The sequence below is a fragment of the Bacillus sp. FJAT-29814 genome (assembly GCF_001510715.1).
Classification (GTDB): domain Bacteria; phylum Bacillota; class Bacilli; order Bacillales; family Cytobacillaceae; genus Neobacillus.
The window spans coordinates 17,872-35,179 of sequence record NZ_LMTJ01000018.1 but is presented as its reverse complement, the minus strand read 5'-3'; the positions used below and the strand labels follow the sequence as shown (position 1 = coordinate 35,179).

At 37.5% G+C, this 17,308-nt stretch carries 11 protein-coding genes and 4 pseudogenes; 9 read left to right on the top strand and 6 right to left on the bottom strand.

All coding sequences use genetic code 11. The features are described 5' to 3' along the window. Positions 1 to 31 precede the first annotated feature (31 nt). Both AR334_RS28155 and AR334_RS28150 read right to left on the bottom strand, forming a co-directional pair. Positions 32 to 3,079: pseudogene (locus tag AR334_RS28155) on the bottom strand (Tn3 family transposase). Positions 3,080 to 3,081: 2 nt separating this feature from the next. Continuing rightward, on the bottom strand, positions 3,082 to 3,708 hold the full coding sequence (locus AR334_RS28150) for a recombinase family protein (RefSeq protein ID WP_066322062.1): 627 nt from the start codon (positions 3,706 to 3,708) through the stop codon (positions 3,082 to 3,084). 325 nt (positions 3,709 to 4,033) lie between these two features. Between AR334_RS28150 and AR334_RS28145 the strand changes: the two genes are divergently transcribed. The 4 genes and pseudogenes from AR334_RS28145 to AR334_RS28130 all read left to right on the top strand — a co-directional run. Continuing rightward, entirely contained in the window at positions 4,034 to 4,483 is a 450-nt protein-coding gene (locus tag AR334_RS28145; protein WP_066322057.1) for a GyrI-like domain-containing protein, read from the top strand. Positions 4,484 to 5,202: 719 nt separating this feature from the next. Then, the gene (locus AR334_RS28140; protein ID WP_066322048.1) at positions 5,203 to 5,490 is read left to right on the top strand and encodes a transposase; all 288 of its coding nucleotides are present in this window, start codon (positions 5,203 to 5,205) and stop codon (positions 5,488 to 5,490) included. A 47-nt stretch (positions 5,491 to 5,537) separates the two neighbouring features. Beyond that, on the top strand, positions 5,538 to 5,897 hold the full coding sequence (locus AR334_RS28135) for an IS3 family transposase (protein WP_082693145.1): 360 nt from the start codon (positions 5,538 to 5,540) through the stop codon (positions 5,895 to 5,897). Between the two features lie 379 nt (positions 5,898 to 6,276). Next, positions 6,277 to 6,750, top strand: a pseudogene (locus AR334_RS28130) (IS3 family transposase); the annotation flags it as partial. A gap of 531 nt (positions 6,751 to 7,281) precedes the next feature. Here AR334_RS28130 and AR334_RS28125 read toward each other — a convergent pair. Genes AR334_RS28125 through AR334_RS28115 form a run of 3 tightly spaced genes read right to left on the bottom strand, consistent with a single transcriptional unit; the run spans position 7,282 to position 11,004 of the window. Further along, positions 7,282 to 8,412: a Ger(x)C family spore germination protein gene (locus AR334_RS28125; protein WP_066322043.1), complete on the bottom strand. Its 1,131-nt coding sequence runs from the start codon at positions 8,410 to 8,412 to the stop codon at positions 7,282 to 7,284. Between the two features lie 13 nt (positions 8,413 to 8,425). Next, on the bottom strand, positions 8,426 to 9,511 hold the full coding sequence (locus AR334_RS28120; protein ID WP_066322041.1) for a GerAB/ArcD/ProY family transporter: 1,086 nt from the start codon (positions 9,509 to 9,511) through the stop codon (positions 8,426 to 8,428). Positions 9,512 to 9,519: 8 nt separating this feature from the next. Continuing rightward, positions 9,520 to 11,004, bottom strand: coding sequence for a spore germination protein (locus AR334_RS28115; RefSeq protein WP_066322039.1), 1,485 nt, complete (start codon positions 11,002 to 11,004; stop codon positions 9,520 to 9,522). Between the two features lie 418 nt (positions 11,005 to 11,422). Between AR334_RS28115 and AR334_RS28110 the strand changes: the two are divergent. From AR334_RS28110 to AR334_RS30510, 4 genes and pseudogenes are all read left to right on the top strand, one after another. Then, positions 11,423 to 12,238: pseudogene (locus AR334_RS28110) on the top strand (DUF917 domain-containing protein); the annotation flags it as partial. Next, positions 12,235 to 13,815 carry a hydantoinase/oxoprolinase family protein gene (locus tag AR334_RS28105; protein ID WP_066322036.1) on the top strand — a complete coding sequence of 527 codons (1,581 nt, stop codon included), beginning with the start codon at positions 12,235 to 12,237 and terminating at the stop codon, positions 13,813 to 13,815. The pseudogene AR334_RS28110 and the gene AR334_RS28105, both read left to right, overlap by 4 nt. Positions 13,816 to 13,970: 155 nt before the next feature. Beyond that, on the top strand, positions 13,971 to 14,555 hold the full coding sequence (locus tag AR334_RS30515; protein ID WP_253701389.1) for a dipeptidase: 585 nt from the start codon (positions 13,971 to 13,973) through the stop codon (positions 14,553 to 14,555). Beyond that, positions 14,542 to 15,006 (top strand): dipeptidase, encoded by a 465-nt coding sequence (locus AR334_RS30510; RefSeq protein ID WP_253701388.1) that lies wholly within the window; start codon positions 14,542 to 14,544, stop codon positions 15,004 to 15,006. Before AR334_RS30515 ends, AR334_RS30510 begins: the two co-directional genes overlap by 14 nt. A 236-nt stretch (positions 15,007 to 15,242) precedes the next feature. Here AR334_RS30510 and AR334_RS28095 read toward each other — a convergent pair. After that, a pseudogene (locus tag AR334_RS28095) lies at positions 15,243 to 15,977 on the bottom strand (acetamidase/formamidase family protein); the annotation flags it as partial. A gap of 254 nt (positions 15,978 to 16,231) precedes the next feature. Between AR334_RS28095 and AR334_RS28090 the strand changes: the two are divergent. Continuing rightward, positions 16,232 to 17,200 (top strand): carbon-nitrogen hydrolase family protein, encoded by a 969-nt coding sequence (locus AR334_RS28090; protein ID WP_216638047.1) that lies wholly within the window; start codon positions 16,232 to 16,234, stop codon positions 17,198 to 17,200. Positions 17,201 to 17,308: the final 108 nt, after the last annotated feature.

Sequence of the window (17,308 nt, the reverse complement as noted above, 5' to 3'; positions counted from 1 at the left end):
AAAGATTAGGGAAGTTCTCCTTAAACATTGCTTACTCTGTTTCTGATATTACGTTTAATTGTGCTAATTCTTGAATGATTGCATCCATATCAACAGGCTCTTGTTGAATATTAAACTCGTACCTTCCATAGAAGTTAATATGTTGCCACGCAACTGGGGATATTTGCTTCATAACATCCGAATCCAGTCCCTTTGTTTCTCTGTAAGCCAACATATTAGATAAAATACTGGCATTATAATAAATAATGCAATTGGAGAGTAATCGACTGCATTCGCCCCAGATATGTTGGTCATTTTCATTTTTGAAACGTAATTTTCCAAAATTAGCAAAGGATACTGCTTTGCGTAATTTATGATAACTTTCCCCCCGATTTAATGCCTTTTGCACATTCCGTCGTAAAGGTGGAGAATCAATATAATTCAAAATATATAGACTTCTTATGATGTTATCGTACTCCCATAAAGCACGTTTGGTTTTGTTCTTCCGTGCATAAGCACTTAGCTTACCAATAATAATGCTTTGTGTGGTTGTTTTAACTGCAAGGGATAGCATAATTCGTTGAATATTTTCCCACTCTTCTATAATAAGATTCGTATTTATCTTTCGGACTGGCTTGATCAGTTTATCTCCATATTGGCTTGGATGTTTGAATCCGTAAAGAGATTTGTTGACCTTATCGTGAATATCCTTGTAGCATGGCGCAAACTGATAGCCAAAAAAGTGAAGAATAGCAAAATTCACTTCGTTGGTTCCATGTGTATCCGTGGAATGCACATCAGGCTGAATATCAGTTGTGTTGTTAAATAAAATATCAAATACATAATGACTTTCATGCTCATTGGCCCCAATGATTCGGGCGTTAACAGGGATATGGTTGGCTACCATTGTGTAGGAAACAATCCCTTTACCAAGACCAAAGTATTTAGGTGAATGACGGGAATTAATGGTATTGATTCGAGTCTCAGCTTTCTGTCCATCACTACTAGAATGAATCGTCTCCCCAATGTCATAATGTTTAAAGATTGGGAGTTTGGCTATTGCATTACTAATACAATCATTAGCTTCTTTTAAAGTCTCCAGACGGATAAAGTTATCAGATGTGGCAGCCAGTAACGGATAGCTAATATCAGAAATTTCCCCCATTCTCCCTAACCCCATGTTGGTTCCCCAAGCAATCAGACAGGCGACAAGAATTCGATTGTCTTTATTCTGTTTGGCATAACGTCCCAAGATGTGCTCAAATGAGTCAAGGAATTGACAGTGCTGTTGAACAAAATGCAAGACACTCCTAATGTCTATTTGCTTTAATGTATCGTAGAATGAGTGATTAATAGATTCTGTGTCCCGAGTATAAGGTAATGTCCATCGGGTATGTGAACCCCGTTTTTTGATTTGAAGATGCTCATTTTCCCCAGATGAAATACTCTGGTTAACTTTAGTAATTCGATCTTCTAATCGCTTCTCAAGCTCCACTAAATGACTATGAATGGGTTGGTTGAAAATCGTCAGGCCAGTATCAGCGATCAACATTTCTTTCTGTTCCCATTGACGATCATTGATCAGGTCATCCTCAAAACTGCGAAATCGGATACTATCACGACAAAAAATATCTCCTGCTTCCAAACGGTTGCGTAGGAGGCGATAGACTAAAAATTCATAGCGATCTGCTAAAATTGTTTTTTGTTCATAGATATAACGCTTCACACCATCGGATATAAAACCATTTGGCAAATCATCTGATTGATATTGTCCTAACGCTTTATTCTTATTAAAAGCAGTCTTTATAAAATTCACTGCTTTAATTAATAGATCATTCGGTGAAGGAGCTACGAAATCAACCTGCAAAAATATAGGTCTTAAATAACGTTTAAATCGTCGTGCCTGCTGATCAATATGTTCCCATTGGAAGGCAGTTTCATCATATTTTATATTTGTAGTGATCTGTTTCGCTACGGATTCCAGTTACTGGCGTTCCAGAATAGTAAATGCACGGTCTTGAATATCCTTAAAGGGAGTATTGGCAGGAATATGATCATCAGTGAATATTTTAAGCAGTTCCCCTGCTTTTTTCATGTCTTGATTACTCTCTGTATAGCACTCGTAAACTCGTTCTTTTGCTGCTAATTTAGCTTCATCTGCATAACCCCTTACGCTATATATTAGGGTGTTGATCAGGTTGTCATGCATTCGTTGATAACGATGGGATACAAAACATAACAAATAGACATAAACAATCCATACATTCAGCCGTTTGAGCTTATAGACAGAGTAGTAACTGACTAATGAAGCATAGTACTTGATGCTTTCGTTAGAAATACCTAACTTTGGTAACAGTTCTTGAGCAAGGTAATATAAATGCTGTATTTGTTTACCACGATTCATTTCAAGCTTTATTTCAGTGGCGCTAAAGTCTTTCGGTTCGTGTTTTAGTAGTGTTATTTCATACAGCCCTGAAGAGTCCTCAAGTAATCGATCTAAGGATCCAATATCAGCCTGTTTAAGATAATCCTGCATCAATGTGATTAATCGGTTTTGCTCGTGGGTTATTGCCTGTCCTGTCATATCTTGCATAAAACTATAGCCGGGAACAACAATGCAGTTTTCAGACAAATAATTCATGATTTCTCGAAAGATATAAATAGGCTTACCACAAAACGCTGCAGCCCTTTGAGCCTTTTCTTCCATCTTACGCCGTTCTTCAACACCGCAACTTTGGTAGTTAAATAATTTAAGAATCAATTGTTGTTGTTTTAACCTAGTGGACTTATCAATTGAACTCAAGTCATCAATTTTACTGTTGTTGAAATGCTCCTTCAGAATATATTGAAGATCCTCTTCTACCTCAAAGAGGTCAAATGTAAAAAATAGTTGTTTGGATTTGAAATAACCCAGTTGTAAAACGAAATAAGCCTTAGACTTGACAGAACGCAATGTGTGCAGCAGCTCTTTCTCTGGCTGTGAAAGAGAAAAATAAGAACAGCGATCTTCGTATGAGAAGCTTGGTCTGTCATAAATGATCTTTATTTCATCTTCACTAAGAATCTTCAACCGTTTTTGGTTAGTTGTATTATTCTCCATATTCATATTCCAATCTCAAATTCCCTGACTACTTTATAAAATGAGTTCTTTTTCAACCCAAGTAAACGCATGAACTCAACGCCCGTGATTTCTTTATTTTTCCACTTCGGATAGTGAGAATCTAATAATTGGTGCTGTTCATGGGAAAGGCTCCGTAAATTAAGCTTTGGTCGTCCCAAATGTTTACCTTGGGATTTGGCGAGCGCTATGCCTTCGGCTTGGCGCTGTTTGATTTTCTTTCGTTCTTGTTCGGCCACATAAGAGAGAAGGCTTAGAAACTGATCTTCCATTAACTTTCCGATATCTCCCATCTCTCTATATTTACGACTATCAAACAACGTTTCGTTTTCTAACACGACAATATCCGCTTGAATGTTCCTTGTGATGTGTTTCCATTCGTGGATAATCCCTTCGTAATCCCTCCCCAATCGATCTAGGGCATCCAGATAAAGGAGATCCCCTTTTCGCAGGATACGTTTCATCGTCTGGTAGCTGGGGCGATTAAAATCTTTTCCACTTTGTTTATCAACAAAGATCATTCGCTCTTCGATGCCTAAAGCTAACATTTTTTTGATTTGACGTTCTTCATTCTGATCTGTAGATGAAACGCGAACATAACCGATTTTCACAATGAACTTCCTCCAGGAGATTTATTTTTTTCTACTATTTTACTATATTTAGTTTCTAAAGGTATGGTGATTTTAATAAACGTTTACAAAATTATTTTCATAGATTTATAAATGCAAAAACCACCCTTTATTAGACAGGTTTTAAAAGTACACCTTTATAAACTAAGAAGAGCAAAAGAATCGAGCTGTTAAATAGTGGTTATAAAAGAATAATTGCTATTTTAAGAAATTGGAAAAATTTTAAAAAATAAAATGTAAATAATTTTAAAGCATGCTACATTCGAAATGTAACCAACAATGATAATAAAAGAGAGGGAGAAGAGTTATGAAATTTAAGGTTGAAACACTGCCAAACTATCGTATTGCTTATATGCGACGGGTTGGCCCCTATGGTCCTGACAATATTGAAATAATGGAAGGGTTAAAACAATGGGCTAGGAATAGGAATCTCCTTGAATCGGCAATCCTATTTGCAATTCCACAAGATAATCCCGAGACAACACCGCCTGAAAACTGTAGGTTCGATGCTTGTATTGTGATTTCGAAGGATTATCCATTGGATGATTCTATTAATGAAGATGAACTCCACGGTGGAAAATACGTTATTTACGATGTAAGACATACAGCTGAAGATATTCAAAAAGCATATGCTGACATTTTCCCATCATTACAAAGTAATGGATATCAAATTGATAACAAACCAATATTAGAAAGATACACTGGTGATATGATTAGCAACCCGTATTGCGAAATATGTGTACCGGTAAAAAGTTGAATCAACAGTTGTTCCGCAAACGGGCCAGATTGTGGAGCGAAATGTTCCTAGCTCAAAAGGAGGATGGTCACATTACTCCAGTAAAGGTTAGGCAATTCCCTTTGGAATTGAAGGATTATATCGAAGAATCAAATGAAGAGGTAACGCTCTGAAGGGTTCTCTCTTAGTCGATTAGCACTTGATTTAGTAAGAATGATAGTGTTAAAAGCTCGATGAAAAGGCGTAAGAATTTACCGTAACAGTGAAGTTTAGCTGACGAAAGCCTACCCGAGGGGGTGGTGTAAATCATGATGCTTGAGTTGAATGAATATGGTGAGTATGCAAAACAACCTACAAGTAAGGGTTACGCTGACAAACTTCTGAAGGTACGGGTCTAAACTGGCAATACATAGAAATGTGTATATCACTTAAATGTGAGGTTGGCAGTGGGCGAGTAAGATTCGCAATTATGAAAGTCCATGATATGTTATAGGCATATGAACGGCTAACAGGCTTACAGGAAGCACCTAAGTTCATTCTATAATAGATATAATTCAACGTTGTAAGCTGATAACGTGGAGGACTTACTTCTTTTGAAACGGTGTTGAGGAAAGCAATAGTGAAAATAGCTACCGTATAACTCAACTTTGTATCAGTGAAAGTGGTGGCACTGATGCTAGACTAAATAGTAGACACAGATTGTTATAATAAATATATCAACTATAACGGGGTGTGTCTGTATGGCAAAAGGAAGGCAATTTGAAGATGCGTTTAAAATTGAAACCGTAAAGTACATTAGCGAAAACAATAAGCCTGTTGCTCAAGTGGCTAGGGAAGTTGGCGTGAACACTAATACTTTACATGGCTGGGTGAAGATGTATGGTCAACAACCTGAAATTAAGTCTGTCCAAACATTTTCTTCAGAAGCAGCTGAATTAAGGGCCCTTCAGAAAGAAATTCGTGATCTCAAGGAGGAGAATGAAATCTTAAAAAAGGCGATGCACTACTTCGCGAAAAGCCCTCGGTAAAATATGAGTTCATCCAAGAACACTGCTCCCAATACCGAGTGGAGAAGATGTGCAAAGTCCTGGGAGTTTCCAAAAGCGGTTACTTCAAATGGTTAAAGCGACCGATAAGTGAAAGGCAGAAACAGCATGAGAAATTGTCTCAGGAGATCTTAAAGAAGCACCTGGAATTCAAACAGCGATACGGCAGTATTAAAATCGCTAAAACCCTTAAAAAACGGGGCGTAAAGGTTAGTGAGCGTACGGTTTCTCGTATTATGACGAAGAACCACTGGAAGTCTTGTACTGTCAAAAAATACAAGGCTACAACCAATTCCAAGCATCAACATCCGGTTAGCGAAAACGTTCTAGACCGGCGATTTAAAGCAAGTAAACCAAACAAACTTTGGGTAACGGATTATTCCGATTAAAAAGTTATTCCGACCCTTGAAAATGGTATGCTTGAAAGCCTAATCAATTCAAACAAAACATCGGAATAACTTTTGTAGAAAGTTTGGATTCCGGCGCATGCCTTATAGTACTCTTTGATAGTTTCTGAACTACGGAAATCTTTGCAGAATTTCATGTCAGCTTCGATTCCCTCGACAATATTCTTGATTGCACATTGAATTCTCCTTTCTGATTTTGAAGTTTAACTACAAATTCAGAATAGGATATCAACCAATCCTTGTTAAAAGTTATTCCGATTTTTTTGCTTACAAAAAAGCAAAAAGCCCAAGATTGAGTTAAAATATCGGAATAACGTGGTTATCGGAATAATCGGCTTTATTACGACATCGGGATAAAACGGATATCACATATATTCCGACCAATGAGGGCTGGTTGTATTTGGCGAGCGTAATGGAATTATATTCTCGTAAAATAGTAGGATGGGCAATGGACAAAACCATGACAAAGGAATTGGTGATCACCGCATTAAAAATGGCTTACAAGCGCCAACGTCCAGGGGAAGGCGTTATTCATCATTCGGACCGTGGTGTTCAATATGCCTCACTTGAATATCAGAAACTATTAAAACAGTACAAAATGATAGGCAGCATGAGCCGCAAGGGGAACTGTTACGACAATGCTTGTATCGAGTCCTTTCACGGTATTCTTAAGCGTGAGCTAGTTTATCAAACGAAGTACAGGACGCGCGAGGAAGCTAAGAAATCATTGTTTGAGTACATCGAGTTCTTCTACAATTCCAAGCGGATCCATTCAACATTGGGATACTTTACACCAAACGAATTCGAACGAATGTATGGGCATTCTGCAGCCTGATTTTACCTTGATAAAAAAGTTTAAATCGCTCTTTATTTAAAATTTTTTATCAAGGGCACCAAGCGTAAGCGCGGTAGAAAAAATCTGTGTCTACACTCTTGACATAGTATCACTGATAGTACTACATGAATCTGTACACCGACTTATACATCTAAAAAATATTGATAAAATCAAAAACATAGTTAATGTTTTAAAATTAAACAATAAACAAATAGATAAAGTCAATAAACTACGAAGACAATGCAATAATTACACAATCTGATTGGAAATAAACGAGCTTCATCATGTACATAGAACTGAATGAATTGGATTAGTTGGAACGCCGTATGAGATGAAAGTTTCATGTACGGTGTGAACGAGGGGAAAAGGGAGCGATAACGTCAAACCCTTACCTATTCGTATGAGGATGTAGTTCAGCATTTATAGTGGTGAACCGTATCATAAGTAAATGAGGTTCTTCTTCGTTAATATTCTTGAACGTAATATACTTGAAAGAATAAGATAGTAGAGTTTTTTTCTCTACTATCTTTACTAATCAACAGCACCTGTTCGTTTTATTTCAACTTTAATAGTTGATTTTAACTTTAAACTTGAATACTTTTCCCGCAAATCTTTATCACTTAAATTGGAATATTTTCTGATGCTTTTTATTTTTCTTCCAATGCCAATTGGATCAGTATTTAATTTTCTTAACTCCTCAAGAAAATCCCCCAATTCTTTGCTTAGTTCTTCCCCAAGCAGTTGCTCCAGTTTTTTTATAGATTTCTTATTGTTAAGAGTAATTGCAGGCTGTACTTCTATAGTTGAAACCTTAATCGTTGCGTTTAGATAAAAGTCATCTTCGTTAGATAATTTAACTTTTCCTCGGTGCTTTATTGGGCGAATTGTAATGTTAAATTTATCTCCTTTTGGCTTTTCGACTAGTGGTATTCCCTTTTTTTCTAAAACCTCTATAGGAATGTTTAATGTTATATCTCCCAAAGAAGCCCTGCGATTGGTGAATAATTTTATGAAAAAGGTTTTTGTCAAAGAAATAGAACCGACCATTTTATCATCCTTTAATAATGCCACCTTTTCAATATAGGGTGCTGCACCATTCTTATTCGATATAATAGGCAAGGTAGGATCGATGCCAATTTCATATAGAGTGGAGAAAAAATCATGCAGGTTGGAGTTTATTAACATTTCATTCCTTTCTTGCTTTTCCAATAGTTGATAAATATATGACCCCATCTCAGGGTATTCTTCATAGTGATTATTTTTAATGACTTCTTCAGTATTGTTTGTAATGGCCAAAAATATTAATGATCCAATGCTGCTGTCTCGTTGCATTGTATCTAAAAAAGATGAAATTCCTATCTTTTCACTTATATCTTTATCAAATAGTATTGTCCTCAATTGTCCAGATGTAATGTCGTGGCTTGTTTGTTGTTCTAACCTTTGTCTTATTTGTTTGCTTGTACTACCGATGGCAGAAATGGTTTCACTTGTTTTTTCTTCTTTACGGTCGAATTGCAACAAGCTAATAGAGCCTTTATATGTATCTTTATCAAGTAAATCATAACCAATAATAGTTAAAATCCCTTGCCTTTCTAATATTTTTCCAGGGGGCGAGCATGCAGTACAGAGAAGACAACAAAATAGAATAAGCCATTTTTTCATCTTTTCAACTCCGTTAAGAATGTGAAAAAATTTTAGATTTAATGATTGAAATGAAATATAACAAGATTGGATAGATAAACCATAGGTAAAAGCCGACATGACCAACTTGATTAAAAAAAAGGTTATTGTCGACTCTTTTAGTGACAAAAAAACTCGTGATAAAAATGATTATTGAAATTAGCCATATACCATGTTTTTGTTTTAAATGAAATATTTGTTTTACTCCTTTTGAAGAAATGAACAGGTATAAACATAAATTTGGAAAAATAACCAATATCCATAATGGAACGGCAATAAATTCAAATCGCTCAAGAAATGGAAAATGGACCGCGCTTATCATACTGACCACAGGCCAAATATGTATTTCTAATTCCTTTGGACTAAAAAATAATATCGAAATAACAGTTGTTATAAATACAATAAGTGTAGTAAACCAGATTGCTAATTGACTGAAAAAAAGCAGCTTTTTTTTCTCCTTTATAAATGGAAAAATAAAAAATAAAGTTTCAAAACCTAACATTGTAAAACTGGTTTTAAATACTCCTTTCATTATTTGTGCTGGGGTTGCAGACATGACGGGCAAAATTCTAGTGAAGTTTATCAATTCAAGTGGTTGATAAAAAACAAATAACAGCCATATAGTCATTAAGAAGGATATGAAACATATCCCTGCAATTACTCTGAATCCGCCAGATACGGCATAAATGGTTACTAATAATAGCACTAAAACACCTACCCATTCATCAACTCCTTCATATCCCCATGTCAGGGACAATTCAACATAAGCGATGATGATAGAGTAATGTGCTGCAATAAAGTAAATAACCATAAAGGTATTGATGATACTGCCTATAAAGCGGCCAAATAAATTCTCGTGTATTTCATAAAGATTATAGTTTTCATATTTACCAAGGATGTTAATTATCATCCAAATGATAACACTAATGAATAGTCCAGATAGTAGAACACTGATCCAGGCATCTTTCTTAGCTTCAAGAAAAACAATTCTAGGGACGCCAAGTATGCCCATTTCGATTTGTGAAGTGTGAATGATAAAGAAAGCAATATAGGCGTTTACAAAACTAATATTTGATTTCATTATCCACCTCAAAATTCATCTAAATCGTTTTCTGTTTTTTTAAATTTCCATCCTATCCGGGATACGTTTAATGGACGATTGACAACAGGACGTTTCCTATAAAAATGGTGTGGAAGCCGTATGAGAAAGTATTTTAAATCCTTTACCCTAAACGGGTATAGAGGTGCAAGATAAGGTCTATTTAAGGATGTCAACTTTAACAAGTGGACAACCAGTACACAGACACCAATCATAATCCCATTCAAACCCCAAACACCTGCTAGAATAATGAAAGGAAATCTGGCAATTCTTATAGCAGTCCCCATCTCATAAATTGGAGCTAAAAAGGCCCCTAATGCACTAAATGCCACGATAATAATTAAAATATTGCTAGTTAAGCCAGCCTCAACAGTTGCTTGACCAATAACAATCCCTCCAACAATCCCCATAGTTTGACCTACTTTTGATGGAAGACGTGCCCCTGCCTCTCTAAGTAATTCAATTAATAATTCCATTAATATTGCTTCTAGTAAAGGGGGAAAAGGAACTTGTGAACGTGATTGCCCAATGACAATTATCAATTTAGATGGTATAAGCTCAAAGTGATAGGTAAGGATTGCAACATAGAATGCTGTAAAGAGCAGTGATCCAGCCATAGCCAAGAACCGTATAAATCTTATGAAAGTACTCAAAGACCAGCGTAAATAAATATCTTCTGTTGATTCAAAAAACGAAAAAAAATTAGCAGGCCCAATAATAGCCACTGGGCTTCGATCTAAAAGGATACCAACCCGACCATTTAAAATAGAATAGAGAAATCGATCGGGCAGCTCTGTCATGATAAACTGAGGAAAAAAAGAATAATGATTATCTTCAAGACACTGTGCCAAAACTGAACTGTCACTTATATCATCAATTGTAATATTTTCAAGCTTCTGCTTAAGTGTTTTTAGTATGTCTTCATCCGTTAAATCTTTAATGTAAATAATTCTTAATTTCTTTTTAACAAGTTCTCCTATTTCCAATTCATCTGTACACAAATTAGAATTATTTAGATTTTGTCTGATAATTTTTATATTAGAAGACAATGATTCTGTAAACGAAATTTTAGGGCCGTATACCAAAGATTCAGTTTCTGCTTTCTCGATGGATCTTTCAATTGGATTAGCACAATTTACTAAAAGGGCTTTATTTTCTTTTAATAAGTAAATATAAACGAATCCATTTAAAAGTGAAGATATAATTTCTTGTTCCTTAAAGTCAATCTTTACCTCGTCAATCGGGATATTCTTTATTAAATAAGAATAGGTTATATCTTTTTTGGGTAGCTGTTGAATGAATTTAATAACATATTCATTAACTGTTTCAGCCTTAATTAAATTTTTCATAAAGACAATTTCCAGACAATCTCCAGCGACCTCAATTGTCCTGCAAAGTAAATCTGGTGATTGGTTGAGGATATATTTAATTTTTTTATAATTTGGGCAGTTATTGTTATTTGGTGTGTTTGTCATTTGAAAAATCCTTAATAATTTTTTCTTATTATTTGTAAAAGAAAACCATTTTATCCATGGCTTATAAAAAAAAGTCCACAAAGTAGTTTATGGACTTTTTTTGAATTGAATTGTAAAAGATAAAAGATGTAATAAACTGTGTGGATACAGGATAAGTTGCTGCGTAATCAAAGAGGGTGATAAATCCTCATTTAGATACAACACGGAGAACCGTATCTTAAGGTAAATGAGGTTTTTTTAAGAGTTAAAATATTGGAAAGGATAATGGGGAAATTTGTTTCCATATTGAATAATTCAATATTCTACAATCGGGCGCTATACTTGCATAAGGAAGCGCCCATTCTCTATTTAACTGGGATTTATTTTTTGGTAGATCCCTTAATCCACCTTTTCGGGGGGATGGGCAAAAACACCCAACATTTTTGCCACCATGCCGCTTGAAGCAGGCGGGGTTAACTCTCTTCTCCCATTTGCTCTTGCAGCAAGGTTAGGATTGCCAGTAGTGGATGCAGACGGGATGGGAAGAGCTTTCCCGGAATTGCAGATGGTCACTTTCTATTTGGATGGTATCTCAGCAACACCGATGATCGTTGCGGATGAAAAGGGAAATATCTCACTATTTAATGCAATCAATAATGTGTGGGCTGAAAGACTAGCAAGAACGGCAGTTATCCAAAAAGGCGGAGCGGCGATGATTGCCCTCTATCCAATGACAGGCAGAAATGTTAAGGATAGTGCTATTCACAATATTTTACAACTGGAAGAAAATATTGGTAAAACTATTCGGTTAGCCAAACAGAATAATCAAGACCCAATCCATGAAATTTTGAAGTTAACTGGTGGTTATGAACTATTCCAGGGTAAAGTAGTCGATGTTAACCGCAAAACGGAAACAGGTTTTGCTCGAGGAACAGCAGTAATAGAAGGAATCCAAAATTATAAAGGTGAAAATCTAGAGTTAAGGTTTCAAAACGAACACTTACTCGCGTTAACGAAAGACCGTTTGCTTTGTGTTACTCCAGACCTCATCGCGGTTCTAGATGCCGAAACCGGCATTCCAATTACAACAGAAGCATTACGATATGGAGCTCGTTGTGTCGTTGTTGGACTCCCTTGTCATCCTAAATGGAGAACGGAAAAAGGGATTGCAACCTGCGGACCAAAATATTTTGAATATGAATTTGACTATGTTCCGGTTGAAGAGCTTGTGATGAAAGGAGTAGGTGCAAAATGAGTATCTATCGTATAGGTATTGATGTAGGAGGAACGCATACAGATGCCGTTATCTTGGACAGATACAATCAGGTGGTTTCTGAAACTAAATCTCCTACTACAGAAGATGTAAGTACAGGGATCTATGAAGCTATGAAAAAAGTAATTAGTTCTTCAGGTGTCCCAAGGGAGCATATTAAATATGCCATGTTAGGGACTACTCATTGTACAAATGCCATAGTGGAAAGAAAAAGGCTAAATACGATTGCGATTATAAGAATCGGTGCACCTGCTACTTTAGCAATTAAACCTTTAATGGGTGTTCCGGCGGACTTAAGACAACTACTTGGTAAGTACAATTATATTATTCGTGGCGGGCATGAATTTGATGGCAGAGAAATTTCGGATTTAGATGAAAAACATCTCTACCAAATTGCCAATGAAATTAAGGGTTTTGTAGATTCGGTTGCGATTACCTCCGTCTTCTCGCCTGTTTCAACAAGTCATGAACACCGCGCAAAAGAAATCATCCAGGAAGTTTTAGGAAATCAAGTCCATATTTCTTTATCATCAGAAATCGGCAGTGTCGGTTTACTAGAAAGGGAGAATGCAACCATCTTAAATGCTGCTGTAGTGAACGTAGCAAAAGCGACGGCTGAAGGATTTATCAATGCATTAAAAAATGAGGGAATTGAGGCAAGAGTATTCTTCGGTCAGAACGATGGGACATTAATGGCTGTTGATTATGCAATGAAATACCCTATATTAACCATTGCCTGTGGTCCAACAAATAGTTTACGAGGAGCATCCTTTTTAAGTGGTAATTCTGATGCACTAGTTGTGGACGTAGGGGGTACGACAACCGACATTGGCGTTTTAATTAACTCATTTCCTCGTGAGTCATCCCTTGCAGTTGAAATTGGCGGTGCTCGCACAAACTTTAGGATGCCTGATTTAGTCTCCATCGGGTTGGGTGGCGGAACGATTGTTCGAATTAAAGAAGATGGTGAGTTTACGATCGGTCCTGACAGTGTCGGTTATCGTCTGCCCCAAAAAGGATTGGTCTTTGGAGGAACAATCTTAACTGCAACTGATATTGTGGTTGCATTAGGTATGGTCGACTTAGGAGACCCTTCAAAAGTAAGTCATTTGGATCAAGATTTATTAAAAAAGGTTTATCGAGGAATGGTTGAACTAGTGGAAGTGGCTATTGATAAGATGAAAACTAGTGCAGACCCTGTACCGGTCATCTTAGTCGGCGGTGGGAGTATCCTGCTTCCAGATCAACTTAAAGGAGCGTCAGAAGTTATTCGACCACATAATTTCGGTGTGGCAAATGCTATTGGATCGGCTATTGCTCAAGTCAGTGGACAAATTGAAAAGGTATATGCCTTAGAAGATATTGGAAGAGAGAAGGCTTTGGAGCAGGCCAAAGAAAAAGCGATGTCGGAGGCCATAAATGCGGGTGCAGATTCGGATAGTCTCATCATCGTCGACATTGAAGATGTACCGCTCGCCTATCTTCCAGGAAATGCAACTCGAATTCGTGTTAAAGCTGCCGGGGATTTAGCTCAAGTTGAAGTAAATGAACCGGTTTAAATCATTTGACGCATTCTTGAAGTCTATAGGTAGGTGCCCCATTCTTTGGGGCACCATTTTTAACAATGAAAAGACTAGGTTGTTTCAACAGATCATATTATAGAACTTTTGAGACAGCTTCTTTTTCAAAATTATTAAATATTGGATGTGGGTTTATGGAAGGGAAATTTTACATAAATCAATTTAAAAAGCGTGCATTAATTATTGACGCCCATTTTGATTTGTTGATGGATGTTGCAATTCAAAGGGAAAAAGGGAGAAAGAAGGTTATTGAAACAGATTACTTGCCCCGCTTCATTGAAGGTGGAGTCAATATCATTATTGCGGCCCTTTTTGTAGATAACAGTTTTATACCACATCTTGCCTTACAAAAAGCACTTGAACAGGTCAGCTCTTTGTATGCAGAAGTGGAAGAATCGTCCGATACATTGATGATTTGCAAAAATAGTGATGATATGATTCAAGCGCAGCAATCGGGAAAGATTGGATTTTTATTATCCCTTGAGGGAGCGGAACCCATTGGGAAGGATTTAAGTCTGTTAAGAGTATTCTATGAATTGGGGGTGCGCAACATTGGTTTGGTCTGGAGCAGAAGAAACGATGTCGGTGATGGAAGTCATATTAGCCCCATTCGTGAAGGGAAAAAGGGGGGGATTACCCCATTTGGCATTGAGGTAATTGAAGAGGCTGAAAGACTTGGAATGACAATTGATGTCACACACCTAAATGATGAAGGTTAATGAAGGTTTTTGGGATGTGATGGAAATTTCAAAGAAGCCAATCATAGCCTCTCACTCGAACTCAAGGGTAATTGCCGGCACCATGCGGAATTTAACGATTGAACAAATGAAAGCGATCGCATCAAAGGGGGGAGTTATTGGGGTTAATGCGCTAAGCATACTCGTAGGCATTGAAGACGAAAATAGCCATTTAGAGCAATTATTAAATCATATAGATCATTTGGTAGAGGTAGTTGGAATTGACCATGTGGGAATTGGATTGGATTTGTGTGAGGAATTCTTTATATATGTGTCACCAGAAGTTTTTACGAGTATGCAACGGAAACCTTTTGATGTCATTAAGGGTCATCAAAATCTTCCAGAGTTTATAGAGGGCTTGATTAGTAGAGGATACAAAGAAGATGAGATGGAGAAAATATTGGGCACCAATTTTTTAAGGATTTTTAGATAGGTAGGTTTCTTAACTGAATTTATTATTATATTAATACACATTAAAATATCCATGGTTTTTCACGTAAGGTGATGTCAGAACCTCGGCCATCAGATACCACTTTAATGTAGAAAGTTAACAATATAGTTTAGTTTTTTCGCAACTTTATTTATTTTCAGTCAAAATTATTGTATGTAGTATAGAAATAGGAAATAGGTAATAACGATAGTTTCTGATTTTTAATGGGGACTTCAAAGCTCTTCCAATTGTTCCTTAGAAAGTCCGTATTCATGTGGAGCATTGATTAAAAATTGCCCAAAATCGCCAGCGTTATGTGAGTCAGGAAATGATCTGGAGGGAGTGGTTCCGAGCTGCCCCAGAAATGGCCTAAGTCTTGCAACGGTTCCAACCAAATCATGTGGTGCAAACATCACAATTGGGTTTTGAACAGAGTTCTCGGGAGTTGACATGTATTTCTTTCCATCTGCTGCGACCTTTTCAGCAGCTTGTTTATTTAATGTAACCCCTACTTTTCGATCAGAATCGAACGCGATTGTATAGCCGTTTGTAAAAACAAATGGAGTGACATCTGCACCGCACTGTTTACATCGGATTGCTTCCGGCCCCGTTCCTTCAATGATGGTTTCAGGGTGCATTTCTCCACACTCGGGACATTTGACCGCAACAAACGGGTCGCCTATGAATCTTCCTTCAACAGGTGCATCATTTCCGGAAGCAGTAACGATTGACGTGACTTGAATACTGTTAATCTTGATTGCGATTGCATCACCAACTTCTGCCCCTTCGACATACACTGGTTTGGTCACTTCATGGCCGCCGCGAAGGCAAGGTGTTATCATCGGTCCCCAACAACCTGGCGCCGTATTGGCAATAATGTAACCCCCATCTTTAACAGGACCAAGCATATCCTGGGCAGGATCCAAAATTCCGTTAGTAAATTCGTTGACAAATACTGTTTGTTTCGCCACCATCATAATCCCTCCAAAGAATTAAAATATGTAACCTCTTTCATTATAAATCATGTAAGTGCTTAATTTTTGAAAAACACTAAATTTTTTTGAATTATTATTCTTTTTAAAAAATGAACATGTTTACCCGAATTTTGTTGGGAAAATATCAAAAAATGACGGGGTATGACAGGCACATATTTCATAACCTCGCTTGATTTAAAAAGACGAATAAGTTAACATAATTTTCAGAAATGTATGATAGGAAGGTGATAACTTTGGATGGAAGAAGGACTGAAAGTATAAAAGTGGCAGCCGTACAATTGCAACCAGTAATTGGGGATGTAACAGCGAATCTAGAAGCATGTGAAAAACTAGCAAATGAAGCAGCGGAAAAAGGGGTAAAGTGGATTTTACTTCCTGAGTTCTTCTCAAGCGGGATGGGATTTGACGAACGAATTGCCAATACGGTACTTCCCCCTGATGGTGCCGCTATGAACCTGATGACAAATTTGGCAAAACGGCATAACGCGGTGGTCGGAGGGTCTTTCCTTTGCCGTGACAAGGATGGACTTGTCCACAACGCGTTTTTTCTAGTTTCCCCGGAGGGGATTTTGGGCAGGCATGACAAAGATTTGCCTACCATGTGGGAAAATTGCTTTTATGTCGAGGGTGCAGATGATGGAATCATAAAAGCAGGCGACATGGCAGTTGGTTCTGCACTGTGCTGGGAATTTATGAGGACCCAAACAGTACGCAGGATTCGCGAAAAAGTAGACTTGGTCGCAGGGGGAAGCTGCTGGTGGAGTGTCCCTTCCTGGTCACCGAAATCATTAACCAATAAATGGGAGATAGCAAATTCACAGACAGCGATGGAATCTGTCCGGTCATTTTCAACATTTGTTGGCGCTCCGGTCATCCATGCTTCACATTGTGGAAATATAGAGTGTGCCATGCCATGGATGCCTCTAAAATACAGAGGCTACTTTGAGGCGGGGGCCATGATCGTAAATGCTGAAGGGGAAGTGTTGGCCATCCGTGACCGGCTGGAGGGACCCGGCATAGTTGTAGGTGAGGTGGTACCCGGTAAGGTGACACCGAAACAGGAAGTACCCGATTCTTTTTGGCTCCACAAGAGAGGGCCATTACCTGCGTTTGCCTGGAGCTATCAAAGGATTCACGGGAAGCGCTGGTATTCGAAACACATGGTCACATCCGGTAAGACCGCTTCCGAGGGCAACCAATAGTACAGGTGCCTGACCGACCCGGAGTTTGTCAATAAGTCATCGACAAATGTGGGTTCCAAAATAGTCTGGATGCCAACATACTCTGCGAGCAATGATCCTGCTCATTAG